Below are 15,913 nucleotides of genomic sequence, written 5' to 3'. Positions count from 1 at the left end.
ATGCGGTGACAATGGTTTGGCGCCAAGCTATAGCGACGACCGGCGACGAACCGCGAGACGGTGGGGCACCAACGCGCGGATGGGGGAACGGGGCTCTCCCGCGTGGGGTGGATTCTCGAACGAGGCTAGGACGCGGTATAGGCCTTCGCCATAAAGCGCGGATTTCAAGGTGACTATTTGGAGAGGAGCCATGGGTGCGCCTCCATCGTTTGTCAGTTGCAGGGGAACTTGTCGGCAAACGCAAGACGGACAAGCTCATAGCCCGATCTGTTGCGCAGCTCCGGCTTCTTAGCGAGGAAGTTGGCGACTACGTCCGCTAGAGCACCAGCCTTGATGATGCTGGCTGGAACGCAGGACCTTGGTAAAGTCTCATTCACCGGCGCATCGCCGCCTTCGATCGCAAGCGCATCCGCTATGGCCATGGCAAAAGTCATACACTTTTCGCCATCGAGTTGATCCTTCAGCGATCCATGGTTCGCCTTCGCCAGGGTCAGGTGAGTGCGGCAGTACTTCGCAAGCGCATCTCCCGTGAAATAGATCGACACTTGCCTATCCTCCGCCAGCGCCGGCGTCAGCAGGGAGGAAAATATAGTTGCCGACATGGCAATCCTGGCAGGGAACTTCATGATCGGTCCGATCATCGTGATGTATTTCATTTGCAAGGGAATTTCTCGGCGAAGGCCTGTCGGATCAGGAAGTAAGCGCCGAGCGAACGCAGCTCCGGCTTCCGGTCGAGGTAGTTGGCAACCATCACCGCCAAGTCGTCGCCAGCGATACCCTTCGGGACGCAGGATTTCGGAAGATGTTGGCTGACGGTGATACGATCGCTTTCAATCTGGAGCACGTCCGCGACGGATGTGACATAGGCGTAGCATTCGCCGGCGTTGAGCGAGGTATTTCCATCCACATGCCAGTCGGCTCGGCGCGCTGCCAGGAAGGCGCGGCAGAACTTCGTCAATAGTTCGCCGGTGGTATACACAGTGACGGTCTCAGTGCCCCCCTGCGTTTGCGCCAGCGCCGGTGTCAGCGGAGAGGAAAACAAGGCTGCGATGGCGGTCGGCATTGCAATCCGACCGGCAAGTCTGACAAGGGATTTCATGATCGCTCCAGCGCTCGTGGTGTTCATTTGCAGTCGGAGACATCGATCAGGGCATCCAAAACGACGCCGCCAAGTGTTCGCACGCTCGTCACCCCAAGCCTCGCATCGTGCGGCTCGCAAGCTCGCACGTGAGACGGATGGTCGCACGGCTTTTCCATAACGTAACACACAATAGAAAATCTCAGAACTGGCATGGAAGGCATCGACGGCGGTCCTTTGGCATGGCTCCACGACGAGATCGTGCTGGAAGTCCCTATAAAAGACGCCAAGCGCGCCGTCGAACTTCTGGGAAGGCTAGGGTCGACGTCTTTGCCGAAACCCTTCCGAACGCGCCACTGAACGGTCTGGTTGAAGACCATTGCGGCTCCGATTGGGCCTCGTTGAAAGGATGAAACCGAAAAAAGGCGGAGACAAGCCGCTCTTCGTCCTGCGTTTCTTCAAATGGGTCCTGCTCTCAGCAGCGGCAGCCTTCGTGCTGGCCATCGGCGTCATCAGCATCGCCAACTACACGGACGAGCCGGTGTCTCACCCGGCCATACCACAACCGCTCCGCATTCCCGACCCGGCTCAATCGACATTCCCCATCCCAGTCTCGCCGATCGACTTCGAAAGCCTTGCGAGCAAGCCAGCCACGAAGCCTTGAACTTCACCGACCGGCCGATCGCTCCGACACCACCAGGCAAGCCCAATAAAGGCTGAACTTCACCGCAAATCTCGTCAGCGTTTCTTTCACCAGGAGCCGCCCTCGATTGGCGATTGATTTCCCAATGCGCTGCCGCTCAAGTTTAGTTCCACAGGGCTCGGAAAATCCGCGACGCCGTCTCGATAACCTGAGCGATCAGTTTCACCTAATTTTCATGTGATCTAGAAGAGACCCTATCCGCGTTTCTACCCAATGGCAGCGGATAGGTAGAGCTTTGGCAAGCTCTTTGAGGCTGGCGTCGCCCCGATTAACGTCGGATCGTCGCCAGCCTCGAATGTGTTGATCTGCGCACTCGGCGTCGCATTCCGAGGGCGATGCCGTCTCAGTTTGGCCGCGCCGACGAGTACGTTGTTTGGGTTTTTGGACGTTCGTGTGCGAGTAAGCCTTCACGCGTCTTGCTCCAATTGATGGCGCTTACACACATCGATCCTTCGGCTGGCCTCGTTGAGAAGGTCACCTTTCGCTTGAGGGTAAAATCGAGGCCGACCCGCTTCAGCAGGTGATCGCCCTTGCCGGTCCCGCTGGTCTCCAGGTCGGACGCCATCACCGACCAATATGCATCGACCTGTTTCGTGTTAATTTGCGGGTTCAATGTTGTGCTCGGTCCAGATGCTATGTACATCGGGCGCCTTCAGCGGGGGTATACCTTCAATGACAAAGAATTGGCGCCACGTTGGCGACCGCGGGTAGATGTCCCATTCGAAGGAGCAACTAGGCTGTCGCTTGCAGTCGGCCTACAGACGATACCGCTGGAAGGCGGCATGACGCCCGAAGAGGTTGCCCTGCGGTGCTCGACCTATAAGTAGAGAGTATGGAAATGAATCGCATTGTTAACGGCGTCGAACTAGGCAGAGAAGCCGAGACAAATTCAAGCGACCAGCACGTGCGCTGGTCGGGATTCGGAAGCGGACGCCCCCAGGTTCTGACCGGCGCTGACTTTTCTCCAGGATGGCGTTCCGGTGAGCGGCTCGATACTTTCTTCGCAAAGCTTGCCGAGACATTTGCCCTTTCACCAGCCGTCATCTCGAAGGGACGTGTCTGGTCATATTGCGAGTTGGACAAGCGTGCGAACCAGTTCGCTCGCCTTCTCATCGATCGGGGTGTGAGGCCGGGCGACCGGGTGGGACTTTTGCTCGACCGGTCGGCCGAGACCTATGTGGCGTTGCTCGCCGTGATGAAGGCAGGAGCGACGTTCGTTCCGCTCGCCGCCGCTTTTCCGGAAGAGCGGATGACACTGATCATCGAAGACGCCAATCTCGTGCTCGTCGTCACCATAGCCGGCTATTCGTCCCGGGTCGAACAGCTACCTGTGCCCCATGTGCTGATCGACGGTAACGCCGCCGAAATCACGGAAAAGTCCGATGCGCCGCTACAGCCGAGCGGCGCGCAATGCTCATCCGACGACACTTGTTACATCCTCTACACGTCGGGCACCACCGGCAGGCCGAAGGGTGTGGTCATCGAGCACCAAAGCATTTGCAACTTCGTACGGGTCGCCGCCGCGGCCTACGGATATCGGCCGGGCGATCGCGTCTATCAGGGTATGACAATCGCCTTCGATTTCTCCGTGGAGGAGATTTGGGTCCCGTTTGCCGCGGGCGCGACAATTGTACCGGCACCAGGCCCGCTCACGCTTGTGGGCGAGGAGCTCGCAGATTTCCTGCGAATGAACGACGTTACTTGCATGGCTTGCAGCCCGACCTTGCTGTCCTCCATCGAAAGCGACGTGCCCAGCCTGCGGACACTGCTGGTGGGCGGCGAGGCCTGCCCCCACAATCTCGTGTTGCGCTGGACAAATCCCAAGCGGCTAATCCTCAACACATATGGCCCTACGGAGGCGACCGTTACCGCCACCATGGGTGTGCTCACGCCTGACAAGCTGGTAACGATCGGCGCTCCGCTGCCCACTTACTCGATCGCTATTCTCGACCCTTCACTGCCTGCGCTAGCCGAGCCCGGCAAATTGGGTGAGATCGGCATTGCCGGCATCGGGCTCGCCGCGGGCTATCTCAACAGGCCGGATCTGACCGAGCAGAAATTCATTGCCGATTTTCTGGACTTGCCGAACAATCCGTCAAAACGCATTTACCGGACAGGCGACCTCGGCCGAATCAACGAAGACGGAGAGATCGAATATCACGGCCGCGTAGACACCCAGGTGAAAATCCGCGGCTATCGCATCGAGCTCGGAGAAATCGAAGCGGTGCTGCTGGATCAGCCAGCGATCGCCCAAGCCGCCGTCACGACCTGGGAAATTGAGCCTGGCCGCACGGAACTCGTGGCCTATTATGCACCCAAGACTGGGCTACCGCCGATCTCCCGTTCCGACGTTGCCCGTGAGCTGAAGCTGCGCCTACCGGAATACATGGTGCCCGCGTTTCTGGAGGAGCTGCCAGCAATCCCGATGACGGTTTCGAATAAGGCGGATCTTCGCCAGCTTCCGAAGCCGACCGGTGTCCGGCTTGCAGCTGATCGAACCGTCGTCCCGCCCGGCAATGACGACGAACGTTTTCTTGCTGAGGCACTTGCGGACGTGCTGACATTCGACGAGGTCTCCGTGGAAGAGCACTTCTTCGACGATCTCGGGGCCAATTCACTGCTTATGGCCCGCTTCTGTGCACGCGTCCGCAGGAGAAAAGAATGGGCGACGGCGTCCATGCGGGACATTTACCTCTATCCCACGGTCGCGCGTCTCGCAAAGCACCTGAGCATACCGGAGGAGATGGCGATAGCCACCAACGAGCCGTGTCTCACGCACCGGGCATCCAACATCTCCTATTGGGCCTGCGGAGCGGCGCAACTGCTGTTCTACGGCATCTATAGCTACGTCGGGTTGTGGCTTTTCAACAAGGGGCTCAACTGGGTATATGAAAAACTCGACGAACCGCTACAGCTCTATCTGCGCTGCGTATTGCTCTCGGGCATTGCTTTCTTCGGCATGTCGGGTGCTGCCGTCATCGCAAAGTGGCTGCTGGTGGGGCGATGGAAGCCGGAGGCTTTTCCCATCTGGGGTTTGCGGTACTATCGCTTTTGGGTCGTGCAGACATTGATCCGCACGGCCCCGGTAGTGCTGTTTCGCGGGACTCCGCTCTACAGCCTCTATCTGCGGCTTCTTGGCGCCAAACTCGGGCAAAACACCGCCATTGAATGTCGGTCTGTGCCAGTTTGCACCGATCTCATATCGATTGGCGACAATACGATTCTGCGTAAAGAATCGATGATACTCGGCTACAGGGCACAATTCGGCTATATCCATACCGGGCCGGTGACCATCGGCCGCGGTGCATTCGTAGGCGTAGGATCGACGCTCGACATCCACACCAATATCGGCGACCGCGCGCAACTCGGGCACTCGTCCTCGCTCCAGTGGGGGCAGAGCATTCCGGACGGGGAACGCTGGCATGGATCACCCGCTGTGCCGACAACGGCTGACTATTGCAAGCTCACCAATGTCCGCGTGTCGAAGGTGCGGCACTTCCTGTTCGACACGGTTCAGCTGATTATCCTCTTTACAATTATTACTCCTCTACCGCTTCTCTTCCACAGCTATTGGGAAAATGTGGGCGACGATTATCAAGAAACAATTGGCATTGTCGCGATCGGCACCACAGTCACATTGTTTGGTTATATTGCAGCTGCCCTGTTCGCGGCGACGGTGCTGCCGCGTCTCTTCCGTCTCTTTTTAAAACCGGGCCGCACCTATCCCCTCTACGGTATCCACTATTGGCTGCAGACAATGGTCGAGTTGGCCAGCAATTCCCGCGTCCTCAACCTGATATTCGGCGACAGTTCAGCGATCGTTCACTACATCAGTGCCATTGGCTGGGATCTCAACGAGGTAGTGCAGACCGGCTCGAATTTTGGAAGCAATCAACAGCACGACAACCCCCTCCTATGCGAGATCGGCAGCAACACGATGGTGTCGGACGGACTGTTCATGATCAACATGCACAAGTCCGCGTCCGCATTCAGACTTGATCATACGAGGATCGGCGAACGCAACTATCTGGGCAACAATATCTACTATCCTCCGGACGGACTGACGGGCGACAACTGTTTGCTCGGCACCAAGGTCATGGTTCCGATTGACGGCCCGATCCGGGAAAATGTCGGCCTTCTTGGAGCGCCTGCCTTCGAAATCCCCCGGATGGTGAACCGGGACAAGGAACTTACCGGAGGCCTCACCGAGGAGGAGCGGCGCCGCCGCCTGAGGCTCAAGAACCGTTACAACGCCATGACAGCGCTCCTATTCCTGGCAACGCAATGGGTCACTCTGTTCGTCACCTTGGCGATCTGGGACCGCGCCCTCAATTATTACACTGAATGGGCAGAGCTCGCGCTTTTCATTGCGGTTCTCCTTACCTCGGCGATCAGCATACCGTTTTATATTTTGGTGGAGCGCGCCAGCCTTGGCTTTGGCACGCTGAAGCCGCGGATGACGACGATCTATGACGTGAGCTTCTGGCATCACGAACGCCACTGGAAGTTGTCGGATTCGCCGATCGTCCGTCTATTCGGCGGTACGCCGTTCCGGCCGATGATCCTGCGTCTGCTTGGCGTCAAGATGGGGCGGCGTGTCTATGACGGCGGCAGCAACCTCACCGAGCGCTCTCTAGTGGAGATCGGCGACGATGCAACCCTTAATGAAGGTTGCGTCATTCAGGCCCATTCTCTGGAAGAGGGCGTGTTCAAGACCGACGTCATCAAGATCGGCAAGGGCTGCACGCTCGGTCCCGCCGCTTTCGTTCACTATGGTGTGGTGATGGGCGACGGGGCGATGGCCGATGCTGACTCATTCGTGATGAAGGGCGAAGTGCTGGAACCCAACTCCATTTGGCGCGGCAACCCTGCCAAGCTTCACCGATTTGCGATCCCCGTTATGGAAGGCGTTTTAAGGACGTCCGCCGAAGGAGGGTCGGCAATGGGGGGCGATAAACCGGCCGATGCCGGTGAGGCAGATGCCATCGTCGCAATTACGTCTTGATGGCGCGACCTCGAAACCAAGCGGGCGGCCGTCCCGTTCCCGTGATGGCTGCGATCGGGCCGTGGTCATTTCTTTTGAACTTGCCCGTGAGCAAAAATCTCGTCGCACGCAATTCGAACTCCTTTGACGAAGCAGATCGGGATGAGACCATCGCCGCACGCGGTGATGGCCGGCGAGCGCGTCGTCGGCTTTATGGAGCGTGCCGCCTGCCTGCTAGAAAAAGTGTTGATGAGGATGGAGAGATGAACATCGATCTCGAGCTGGCGGCAGGGAGCGACAATCCATGACGCTGCCGGCCGATTTCTCCACGAGGAAGTCCGAGGAAGCGTCACTGGCAACGGCGATCGCAGCAATCGCGCCCAAGGGTATTCGGGTTGGATGTCGGATCATCCGGGAAGGGGACGAGGCTAAGCTTTTGCCCGACGAGGCGCGCTCCATCACGTCACGTCACGTGGCGGCGCGGCGGGCGAGCGGTGCGGCGAGATGGATCGCCCACCGGCTGCTGGCAGAGCTTGGCGTCACCAACTACGCCGTCCTGCGCACGGCATCCGGCGCGCCGATGTGGCCGGGCGGAGTAACGGGTTCGCTGGCGCACGATGAGAGAATGGCGTTGGCAGCAGTCGCACCCGCTGCTGAGATTGACAGCCTGGGTATCGATGTAGAGCCTGCCACACCCCTCCCGGATGACATTGTCGCGCTTGTGGCCACCGAGGCTGAGATGTCAGGAATGGGACATCAACCCCTTTCAGGTCGCCTACTTTTTTCAATTAAAGAAGCTGTCTATAAGGCGGTGTATCCGATCGATCGCCTGATCTTGGAGTATGAGGATATCACAGTGGACCTCAACACGGGTCAGGCGATGACGAAAACAAACCACGCAGTACGACTCGCTTACTGCCTCACACCGCGCATCGTTGCGTTGGCGTATATTCCGGCCTGAAGATCGCGGCGCGCGTCATGATCGCAAAATCTTGGGCAGTACTGTCTCACGCCGCCACGCTTTTGAAGAACTGGATGCTCTGCGCGATCTCGGTTGGCAGGGCTGCGAAATGATCGCCGGTGACGACCGCGGTCTCGATCCTCACACCGCCAGCGAGCGCACGCTTGGCAACGAGGCCTGAGAGATGCGTCGCTTCCGTGCCGTGGGTGATGCGCACCGGGCATTTGAAACTATGGGCATAACAGACGGGCGAACGCATCTGGAATTCACGCGGGTTCTTGTCGTCGAAGCGGATGTCCTTGCGATCGTGATCGAAGAAGGCAAACGCATCCGGATCACCCGAGATTGGCGCCACGGCCCTGAACCTCTCCGCAGACATCGCTGCCAGCATGGCCAGCGTACCGCCTATGCTGTGGCCGGCGAGAAACATCCGGTGTGGATCGACGCCCGGCAGATGCCGTAGTCGGTCGGAGGCGGCGAGAACGTCGTCAACTTCGTCGTAGAAGCCGGAAAAATTGCCCTTCTGTCCATTTTCGCCGCGCAGCGATGGTATCATCACCACGTAACCGGCACCTATAAAGGGATCAACCAGTGTCCAGTCATCCTGGCCGATGGCATTGCCGCCATGTAGGAAGAGAACCGCGGGACGCGGTTTCAGGGTCCGCTGATAGCGCGAGACCCAGGCAACGAGCTCGAGTTCGCCGCCATAGCCGCTGCGGAAGAAGATCCGGTCCGCGCCGGGCGGCGCCACCAACGGCTCGTATTTGTCGGGTGCCGGCCCCTTCTTGATGAGATGGGTGCGGAACTTGCGTCGTTCTTCTTCATAGTCACCGCTCATCTCCTCAGGTTCGGCCGGCACCTCAAATGCGCTGGCTATCTGGGGCAATAGAAGACTCGCGCCAAGCGCGGCCAGGACGGTGCGGCGGCGGGTAAAACATAATGACTCTTTGGGCGCGTTCATATCCTCGGTCCAATAGTGCCACCTGGCCGAAGGATTCGGCACAGGTCAGAAGATGACGGCAACTCACATTCGGGCCATCGGCAATCTTGGTCAAGGGAACCTGTAGCGTCATTCGCCCGGAAGGCAACCAAGACCGGCCTTCACGCCAAACTGACCGCTATTTTGCGAGAGTATCATCATAGCAACGTCCGGGGTTTGGATGACCTCCCAGACGACAAAGTAGTTTCGGTGATCGCCGTGACGTCCCGACCGACAGAGCCGGGATTGGCTCAGATTGCAGCAGCGGGCGGGGCCACACACCGATCATCGCTCATTGCGGAGAAGAGAACCAACCTGCGCCGATAGTAACACATCGGCCAGACAGGCCGGTCCGCGCAGCCCCGCCTTCAACGAACCTTTGGGCGTCCCAGCTTAAGCGAACTTGTCAAATCAGGCATCAGGCGGGAAACGGCAAACTGAATCTGTCGGTATTCATCGCCACATTGCTCCGCACGCCCCTGGGGCAGCAAACCCTTTGCCACCAAATCACCAAACATTTTGGGGTCTTTGCCGTAGGTGAGGCACAGCAGATTGTAGAAGCGCTGCGCCGGCAATCCGTGTTCGTTGGCGAAGTCGAGCTTCGTCTCCTTCGCCTCGCTGGCAAACATGGTGGCGATGCTGGCAATCGTCCTGTGCGCTTCCTGCTCTCCCATTTGCAGCAGCAGGTAGGCTGTCACCTGGTCGGCAGCATCCTCCTCACGGCCGAGAACTGGAACCTTTTTCAAATTAAAAATGGCGTGAGACAACTCGTGCAGCACGACCTCCAGAAATAGCCCTGTCACGGAGTTCTCAGGCGTCAACCCTTCCGCGACCGCCGCGGGGGGAAGGCCATGGGCGAGACTCTGAATATAGAGTAGATATTCATAGCAGATGCTCACTGCCTTTTCGTCTTCGTCGTAGGATGCATTGACGTCGCCGTCGCACCCCTCCACCTTGATCGTTAGTTGTTTCGGCAGCCGCAAGCCGGCGAGACGGTCGCGGACGCGCTCAAGCACCTTCTTGTCGCGCAGCTCCTGATAGAGCGCCGTATGCTCGGGATTTTTGGGCGGAACGTAAGCGATCCTGATCGGAATAGGCTTTGCAGCTTCCGCCGCATCAAGCTGAAATATCGTGCAAACCAAGGCTAGGACCGCCATGACGATCAAAGGCCGACGCAAACCCATAGCCAGTTCCCTTCGTTTGAGCACAGCACATCGTGCGAATATAAACGCGACCGCGGTTAAAATCGACAGGAATGCTCGCAGCTAATGTGGTGGGTTTCGGCCAAGCGGCTTCTCTACCCATGTATGCCGTCGACGGATAGGAAAAACCCCTTCCGAACTTCGACACGTCCAAGAGTATCGTTGACGGCGAGCCAGCAATCCGCCTCGATCCGTGATTGATATCCCAAGCGCCGCCGTTCGGGATTAGTTCCCCTAGGCGCAGAAAATCCGCAACGCCGTCTCGATAACCTGAGCAATCATTTTCAGCTAATCTTTATGTGATTTAGAAGAAAGCCTATCCGCGTGCGCACCCAATGGCAGCGGATAGGTGGAGCTCTGGCAGGCTCTGTGAGGCTGGCGGCCCCGACTAATACGGATCGTCGCCAGCCTTAATCGAACGCGTTGACCGGCACACTCGACGTCGCATTCCGAAGGGGATGCAATAGTGGTCAAGAACCGTCCAACAGGGGGCAATGTTCAGGCTGTTTGCCCCTCGTCCGATTGTGGCGATCCGAATTGTTGAAAGGTTAATGGTTACTATCCATGACGTCGAGACCCACCCGAATTGATCAGATCGACGTATGTTTAGTGGCAACGCGTCGTCCAGAACTGCTGGAAAAAACGCTGCGGTCTTTTCACGACAATCTATTTAAGGCCTTCGAAATCCGGAGGATCATCGCCAACATCGATCCACTCTTTGGCAGCGCCTCCGATCAGGACGAATGCGTCGCGCTTATCCGATCCTACGATCCGGACGCGTTGATCAGGCTGCCAGACGCGCCAAATTTCGCTATGGCGGTTGCTTCCAACTGGTCAGCCAGTTCGGCCGACTTTATCTTTCATCTCGAAGATGACTGGCTGCTCAATCGACCAATCCATCCCGATCAACTTCAATCGTTCGTCGAATGCCCGTCGGTTGGACAGATTAGTTTTAATCATGCCAACAAGCGATGGGATAGGCGCAAACGCGGCCCATTTTGCTATGCGAGAGAGAAAATGAGGTTTCTGAATAGAAAGCTCCCATTCGGTCCAAAGCGACCGACCTTTCTCACTGGTCCGTCCTTCTTTCGAGGTTCGTTCGCCCGGCGATCAGCAGAACTGATTGACCCAGCCTTCGATCCGGAGAAGCAGTTTTGCAGAGGTCTAAATCGGCCGCTTGAACGCTATGTCGCCGATTATCGCAACCTAATCGTCGGCGAGATCGATGCCTACTATATTGAGGATATCGGACGGCAATGGAGAAGCGAGAGAGGCATTAAGAAGGAGCTAATCGCCGGCCAGTCCTACTGGACAGATCCTGCACCGCAACTGGACGAGGAGCGGTCGGCCGTCTTTCTATAGAATGCGGCTCCAGAGAAACTTGAGGAGATTGTCTCCTCGCCGCACTGTCATACGCGGCAAACGCATCGGATCGTGTTTTCCCGTCGCTCTGCCCTTTATCGTGGTCACCGCCGTCGAGAAGCCACTCTGGCGTGCAATCTCGACCACGAGATCGTTGTGGCTTCCAAAGGGATAACTGAAGGCAGTAACTGGCTGCCCAGTGATATTCTCCAACTCCGCCTTGCTGCCAGCGATCTGGCGCCTTGCTTCCACTTCGTCAAGCTCGCCGAGGCGAGCATGATCGAGCGTATGCGCACCTACTTCTTGGCCGCTCTCCATCCACTCGCGGAGCTCTTCTCGGCTCATACAGGGCTCCCAGGGCATCCGTCCTGCGTCCCATTCATTGTGGCCACCCACCTGTCGGCTGACAAAATAGGTCGTTGAAGTAAAGCCAAACTCAGCAAGGATCGGTAACCCATTGCGATACACGTTGCGATAGCCGTCATCAAAAGTGATCCCAACCGCCTTACCCGTCTTCTGTCCTGAGAGATAGAGACTGAGCTCTGCTATTGAGCACCCGATATAGCCTAATATTTTCAGCGCCCGCATCTGCCGTCGAAACCGGCTGCTGCTGACGAACATATATCTGGAACCTGTGCCGCGCGCGGGCGCCTGGGCTATATGGTGATACATGAGTACTGGGAACCCGCCGTTATTGGAAGAAGTAGCAGACGCATCAGTATTCATGGCTTCTTAAACTCAGTTGATTTGAGAACTGACCCGCCTTTTAGGTATGTTTTCGGGATCAATGCGGCGGTTAAGCCTGTTTTCTCCTTAAATGGGAAGTGGTCATTTTTTGGCGGTGGTGTGTCCAGATCATTCTGCATGTTAGCTAAAAATTCCTCCATGCGATTTTACACATTTTGGCAGTCGCGCGTCATGATCGTGATCGGAGCCGCTATGCGGCGGTTCCAGTCGCACACCGGCAGGGTTCTGTTAACCAGACTGCGTCAAATCGCCCCAATGCAGCCGAGAGTGGCTGTCGCTATCGCGCTCTGGCTGATGCCTAAGTAGAACTGGATAGCCTTAATCCTCTGTTTCAGCTTACCTTACCTTACACATGACGACGCCATTGCCCGTTTTGACCAGCTTCAGCGGATCGATGCAAGTAAGCGCATTAGCTTCACAGTCGTCCCGGTATTGATACGGCCCGTAGGGGCCTTCCGCGACCTTATTCGGTCCGTGAGAGGGACATTCCTCAGCTGAACTGCTGCGTTGGCCGCAACAAGTCAGGCCAAAAGCGGTTGCTACTAGAATGGCAGCCTTCATCGATTTCTCTGAATTGGAGGCGCCGGCCCAATTCGGACGGTCGCAATCTCCGAGACGCCTTCGGAGATGTCACTCCAACGCATGGTATCGCGGGTCGATGACGAGAAAGTTAGCGTGTCAGTCTTGATTAGGCTGCCCCATTGAGCCAATCCTTTTGAAGTGGAGCGACGTGCCGAAAGAGGGAAATTGGATCAACCCGAAAATTGAGGCCGTCGGCGTACATGGGCAAACAGCTGACAAGGCCAAGCCCCGGCCGCCAAACTCTACCCGGTCTAACCGAATGGCCCCGGGCCGAAGGCATGACGGCATCGCAGGCCCGCATGACCGCCGCAAGGTGGCTCGGGCCAGCTCCCCGCCTGCCTGAAGGGCGATGGCGACGGACGGCCCCTCATTTACTTCTTTTCGACCTGCTGGGACATCATCCGGACCTGCCGCTTCTCGAGCCCGACCAGAACAGCAACGAAGATGTCGCGACCGAAGGCGATGACCACCGCGGGGACAGCGTCCGTTACGCCTGTCTGACTCGCCCCTACCGTGCGTACGAACCCTTCGAGGACGAAACCTCCCGTTCGCCATACCTTGTCGCGAACGCCTGCAGGCTTTTGGAGTTGCGGGATTGAAGCAATGAAGGCGTCGATGCTGAACAGCACGCGTTGAATCATAGTCGCGTTATGTTCCATCTCTGCACGCCTTACGCCAAGATGTTGACCGCACGTGCCGCCACGAGCGCCAAAGTCAGTAGCGAGATAGCAGCCTCAGCCATTGTCAGCAGCTTGGCCCGCGATGATAGCGGCATCGTATCGGTGGGTGAAAATGCCGTTGCGTTCGTGAAAGCGACGAACAGATAATCCACGAACCCGGGCGACCAGCCCTGGTAGCGCTCATCCGCAATCGACATCTGAGGGAAGAGTAGGTCTGGCTGGGTCCGCAATGATACACCACGACTTGCTGGACCTCCTCTATCAATTCCCCAGAACCACAGCGCAAACGCTAAAATATTGGTGCACCATATGTTGACCGCATCGACCAGCAACGTTTGGGCTGTGCCCCCGTGTCCCCCAAGCAGTGCTTTGATCAAAAAGTACAGCGCGATGAAGTTCAGCAAGGTGATCAACATCGTCAGGCCAAGCGCGGCCCTTCTAACCAATCGTCTGCCGTACGCCAGCAGTTGGTAGTGAGCCTGGGTCGTCGCTTGCTTTGCTTTTGTCTGCACCCATGCCGTCGCGAAAGACAACGGGATGAGCAGCAGCAGCTCGATGGCGGGTGCCAACCAACGTGGTCCAATCGAAAAGTCGTCCACCAGTAGTAGTTGGAGTGCAATAACGATGACAACCGACCCGCGAGCCATCCAAAAGTCTAAGGCATGCGTATGCGGTGCGCGATGATGATGATGGGCTGACGTGTCTGAAGGAGGCATGATTTACCTGACGAGCTAAGGGTGAGGGGAGGTGATCCGTAGTCTGTTGGAAGACTAAGTAATGTGGTCGACAATGAACCCGCCGTCTTCGTCGCACGCCGGAAGTGCTTAGCTTTCTGCAGGTGGCGCACGGCGGAAGTTAGGGTTTGAGCGCATCAAGTAGTAATGCCGTGTTGATTTCCACTGAGAGCTGACCCGGTATTTCCACCGAGATTTGACCGTCTCTATGTATGTTTCGGGTTTGGTGAAGGGGTCAAGTTCCTGTTCTACTTCCTCCGGTTTTTCGGCTCATGGGCCGAGCTGTTCTTCCGTAGAGGACGAGGCCTCCTGTCCCCTGCCGGAGCGTGAGCCAGAGAACTTTTTCGGCGACTGCTTCACCTTCGCCATCGGCGAGATCGACCCGACAGGCGAGGCCGAGAAAATAGCCGGAGCCAACAACATCTACGCCGCCTAGGCAGCCTATGAGGAATATCTCCGCCACCTGAACCCGCGCTCGACTTTGCAGCTCCGGCACCGCGGCCGTGTCATACGGGAAGCGAACGCCATCGGTGAGAGCCGGGAGTGGATTCTCGCTAGGAAACGGAGGGATTGACTAGGTAGGCGCCCCGCTCCAGCTTTAAGTCTCCACCCAAGGGAGACCGCAATAATCCCGTCGCCGATGAAGGACGAGCTTTACGAGGACCGTGATACCGATTGCGAGATGGCGCTGGAGCAGAAGGTGCAGGAGGTCGTCGACGAAGCCGCGTTGGTGGGTTGGACGCGCTTAGAAGCCAGGGCTGCGATCATCAACATCGCCCTCAACCCGATGTTTGCCGAGACAGAGAATGAGCGGTCAAGCTTCCGACTGGCGTTGGTGCAGCGCAAAGGCGAGCACTGATATGGGCTCCACACCCAGATAACCGATCCATAACGAACATTCGCAGCGGCTGCGCTCATTTGCTTGGCCGAATATTTGACGACCTGAGAGCCTTACCGGCTAAGAGTGATGATGATAGAATCGTCGCATGCGCAAACAAGCATCCGGTAGCGGAGCCCACCTGGGCAGTTTGAGGGCGGCGCTAGTGACGTCAGCTCTCTTCATTACTACCCAAGCGCAGGCGACCGATTCCTACACCGCCCTGTCGCACGCCGTAGTCCTCGCCACCGTCTCGCCCGATCTAATCGACACGACTAAGATCGACCCAAGGCCTTTTGCCAGGTGTTTCAAGGCTCTAGGTCTAACTGAGAACGACCTAAAGGCCACCATTAAGGCTGGTACTCCAGGACCACGTGTCAAGCGTTGCTTCGACAGCCTCATTGGTCTGTAGATATAGCGAGGAGTGGACCAACTCCTTGACTTTCGCATGGCTATTCTCGCGCAGTGAGCGATCTGTTTATACCTCCTTAACCGTCCAATATGTGGACAACTTCACGCTGCCTATCGATGCTTACAAGCTTGGAGACGTCGGAGTTTAAGCCACATACCGATCATGCAAGGCGCAATAATAGACGGCTTCAGTGTGAATATCCCGAGAATAGTGCCGTTGGCGAAGCCAGGAAAGGATCCCTATGCTAGGCAATCTCCTATCCCCTGGTTACCGTCCTATCCTGTCGCTTCTTCGCGGCACCGGGTACCTGCTTGCTGCAACAGGCTTGCATAGCTTGCTATTGCCGCTGCGCGGACAGGCAGAGGGCTTTTCCACGGCGTCCCTCGGACTGCTCGGAACAGCGTGGGCGGCCGGCTTCGTCATCGGTTGCCTCTTGGCACCGCGACTTGTTCGCCGGATCGGGCACGTCCGCGCGTTCGGCACCTTTGCGGCGTCTAGCGCAATCATCGCATTGCTGACGGGCCTGATGATTGACCAGTATGTTTGGATCGTCCTGCGGGGCTTCACAGGCTTCGTGATGGCCGGCGCTTATATGGTCATTGAGAGCTGGTT

General features: G+C 57.4%; 13 protein-coding genes and 1 pseudogene. 7 read left to right on the top strand and 7 right to left on the bottom strand.

Annotated features, from left to right (window positions below):
• Positions 1–212: 212 nt before the first annotated feature.
• Together AB4048_RS23810 and AB4048_RS23805 are read right to left on the bottom strand one after the other, a co-directional pair.
• The gene (locus tag AB4048_RS23810) at positions 213–656 is read right to left on the bottom strand and encodes a Rap1a/Tai family immunity protein (protein WP_442204469.1); all 444 of its coding nucleotides are present in this window, start codon (positions 654–656) and stop codon (positions 213–215) included.
• Positions 653–1,099 (bottom strand): Rap1a/Tai family immunity protein, encoded by a 447-nt coding sequence (locus AB4048_RS23805; RefSeq protein ID WP_442204468.1) that lies wholly within the window; start codon positions 1,097–1,099, stop codon positions 653–655. The genes AB4048_RS23810 and AB4048_RS23805 overlap by 4 nt, the downstream gene beginning before the upstream one ends.
• 388 nt (positions 1,100–1,487) lie before the next feature.
• Here AB4048_RS23805 and AB4048_RS23800 point away from each other — a divergent pair, with 388 nt between their 5' ends.
• The 4 genes from AB4048_RS23800 (at position 1,488) to AB4048_RS23785 (ending at position 7,726) form a co-directional block, all read left to right on the top strand.
• Entirely contained in the window at positions 1,488–1,742 is a 255-nt protein-coding gene (locus AB4048_RS23800; RefSeq protein WP_442204467.1) for a hypothetical protein, read from the top strand.
• 871 nt (positions 1,743–2,613) lie between these two features.
• Complete coding sequence (locus AB4048_RS23795) at positions 2,614–6,786, top strand: Pls/PosA family non-ribosomal peptide synthetase (RefSeq protein WP_442204466.1); 4,173 nt, start codon at positions 2,614–2,616, stop codon at positions 6,784–6,786.
• 86 nt (positions 6,787–6,872) lie between these two features.
• Positions 6,873–7,073: a hypothetical protein gene (locus AB4048_RS23790; RefSeq protein ID WP_442204465.1), complete on the top strand. Its 201-nt coding sequence runs from the start codon at positions 6,873–6,875 to the stop codon at positions 7,071–7,073.
• Positions 7,070–7,726, top strand: a complete 657-nt coding sequence (locus AB4048_RS23785) for a 4'-phosphopantetheinyl transferase family protein (RefSeq protein WP_442204464.1) — start codon at positions 7,070–7,072, stop codon at positions 7,724–7,726. The genes AB4048_RS23790 and AB4048_RS23785 overlap by 4 nt, the downstream gene beginning before the upstream one ends.
• 46 nt (positions 7,727–7,772) lie before the next feature.
• Here AB4048_RS23785 and AB4048_RS23780 read toward each other — a convergent pair whose 3' ends face one another.
• Together AB4048_RS23780 and AB4048_RS23775 are read right to left on the bottom strand one after the other, a co-directional pair.
• Positions 7,773–8,687, bottom strand: a complete 915-nt coding sequence (locus AB4048_RS23780; RefSeq protein WP_442204463.1) for an alpha/beta hydrolase family protein — start codon at positions 8,685–8,687, stop codon at positions 7,773–7,775.
• Positions 8,688–9,073: 386 nt separating this feature from the next.
• Positions 9,074–9,889 (bottom strand): DUF4344 domain-containing metallopeptidase, encoded by an 816-nt coding sequence (locus AB4048_RS23775; RefSeq protein WP_442204462.1) that lies wholly within the window; start codon positions 9,887–9,889, stop codon positions 9,074–9,076.
• A 582-nt stretch (positions 9,890–10,471) separates the two neighbouring features.
• Here AB4048_RS23775 and AB4048_RS23770 point away from each other — a divergent pair.
• Positions 10,472–11,269: a glycosyltransferase family 2 protein gene (locus tag AB4048_RS23770; protein WP_442204461.1), complete on the top strand. Its 798-nt coding sequence runs from the start codon at positions 10,472–10,474 to the stop codon at positions 11,267–11,269.
• Here the strand turns inward: AB4048_RS23770 and AB4048_RS23765 are convergent.
• The 3 genes from AB4048_RS23765 to AB4048_RS23755 form a co-directional block, all read right to left on the bottom strand.
• On the bottom strand, positions 11,264–11,995 hold the full coding sequence (locus tag AB4048_RS23765; RefSeq protein WP_442204460.1) for a polysaccharide deacetylase family protein: 732 nt from the start codon (positions 11,993–11,995) through the stop codon (positions 11,264–11,266). The two genes, AB4048_RS23770 and AB4048_RS23765, sit on opposite strands and share 6 nt — an antisense overlap.
• Positions 11,996–12,969: 974 nt before the next feature.
• On the bottom strand, positions 12,970–13,257 hold the full coding sequence (locus tag AB4048_RS23760; RefSeq protein WP_442204459.1) for a hypothetical protein: 288 nt from the start codon (positions 13,255–13,257) through the stop codon (positions 12,970–12,972).
• Positions 13,258–13,268: 11 nt separating this feature from the next.
• Complete coding sequence (locus AB4048_RS23755; RefSeq protein ID WP_442204458.1) at positions 13,269–13,847, bottom strand: hypothetical protein; 579 nt, start codon at positions 13,845–13,847, stop codon at positions 13,269–13,271.
• 805 nt (positions 13,848–14,652) lie between these two features.
• Here AB4048_RS23755 and AB4048_RS23750 point away from each other — a divergent pair.
• Positions 14,653–14,871: a hypothetical protein gene (locus AB4048_RS23750; RefSeq protein WP_442204457.1), complete on the top strand. Its 219-nt coding sequence runs from the start codon at positions 14,653–14,655 to the stop codon at positions 14,869–14,871.
• 671 nt (positions 14,872–15,542) lie between these two features.
• A pseudogene (locus tag AB4048_RS23745) lies at positions 15,543–15,913 on the top strand (MFS transporter); the annotation flags it as partial.

Origin of the sequence: Rhizobium sp. RAF56, from assembly GCF_052113965.1 — a bacterium.
GTDB lineage: Bacteria > Pseudomonadota > Alphaproteobacteria > Rhizobiales > Rhizobiaceae > Rhizobium.
Note: the sequence above shows the minus strand (reverse complement) of the source record. Positions and strands in the feature narration are given on the sequence as shown.

Excerpts from the sequence above, each read along its gene's own strand:
- AB4048_RS23780 (WP_442204463.1), bottom strand. The coding sequence starts at position 8,687 with ATGAACGCGCCCAAAGAGTCATTATGTTTTACCCGCCGCCGCACCGTC.
- AB4048_RS23770 (WP_442204461.1), top strand. The coding sequence starts at position 10,472 with ATGACGTCGAGACCCACCCGAATTGATCAGATCGACGTATGTTTAGTG.
- AB4048_RS23760 (WP_442204459.1), bottom strand. The coding sequence starts at position 13,257 with ATGGAACATAACGCGACTATGATTCAACGCGTGCTGTTCAGCATCGAC.
- AB4048_RS23775 (WP_442204462.1), bottom strand. The coding sequence starts at position 9,889 with ATGGGTTTGCGTCGGCCTTTGATCGTCATGGCGGTCCTAGCCTTGGTT.
- AB4048_RS23805 (WP_442204468.1), bottom strand. The coding sequence starts at position 1,099 with ATGAAATCCCTTGTCAGACTTGCCGGTCGGATTGCAATGCCGACCGCC.
- AB4048_RS23765 (WP_442204460.1), bottom strand. The coding sequence starts at position 11,995 with ATGAATACTGATGCGTCTGCTACTTCTTCCAATAACGGCGGGTTCCCA.
- AB4048_RS23810 (WP_442204469.1), bottom strand. The coding sequence starts at position 656 with ATGAAATACATCACGATGATCGGACCGATCATGAAGTTCCCTGCCAGG.
- AB4048_RS23800 (WP_442204467.1), top strand. The coding sequence starts at position 1,488 with ATGAAACCGAAAAAAGGCGGAGACAAGCCGCTCTTCGTCCTGCGTTTC.
- AB4048_RS23750 (WP_442204457.1), top strand. The coding sequence starts at position 14,653 with ATGAAGGACGAGCTTTACGAGGACCGTGATACCGATTGCGAGATGGCG.
- AB4048_RS23785 (WP_442204464.1), top strand. The coding sequence starts at position 7,070 with ATGACGCTGCCGGCCGATTTCTCCACGAGGAAGTCCGAGGAAGCGTCA.
- AB4048_RS23795 (WP_442204466.1), top strand. The coding sequence starts at position 2,614 with ATGGAAATGAATCGCATTGTTAACGGCGTCGAACTAGGCAGAGAAGCC.